Below are 674 nucleotides of genomic sequence, written 5' to 3' on the forward strand. Positions count from 1 at the left end.
CTTAGTCCTGGCCCGGATGCCGTGCTGCTGCATGAGCTTGCGCACCCTGTCTTTGCCCACCCGGATGCCACGGGCCAGCAGTTCCTTGTGCATGCGCGGCCAGCCGTATTCGCCCTTGACCTGTGCGTGGATGGCACGGATGTGGGCCAGCACGGCCTCGTCGCTGTGGCGAGCGCCAGGCCTGCCAGCCATGCCCTTGGGGCGGCGCAGCCAGTTAAAGTAGCCGCTGGCGCTGACCTCCAGCACGCCACACGAGATGCTCACCGGGTACTGGCTCCTCATTTGGTGAATCCAGGCGTACCTCGCAGCGTGTCCTGCGCGAAGTACGCCGCGGCTTTTTTTGCGATGTCACGCTCCATGCGAAGCCGAGCCACCTCAGCGCGCAAGCGCGCTATCTCCATCTGCTCGGGCGAGACCTTCATCGCCTTGTCAGCGTCACCGACGCCGCTCAATGGCCTCTTGGCCGCCAGCCTCACCCAGTTGCCTAGACTGGCCTTGGGGATGCCCAGCACCTTGGCCACCAACGCAATAGCCTGACCCGCGCGTACCTGCCGCACAGCCTCCAACTTGAATTCTTGCGTGTACTGCGCACGCACCTGCTTTGCCGTCATCTCTTGACTCCTTGTCGGTATTTTCAACAAGGCCAAGAACTCCACTGTTCAGGGGCAAGGTCA

General features: G+C 62.9%; 1 pseudogene. It reads right to left on the reverse strand.

Annotated elements, in window-relative coordinates:
• Positions 1-611: pseudogene (locus AC1Q5S_RS22335) on the reverse strand (IS3 family transposase); the annotation flags it as partial.
• Positions 612-674 lie beyond the last annotated feature (63 nt).

The sequence above is a fragment of the Acidovorax sp. GW835-FHT14B10 genome (genome assembly GCF_058793725.1).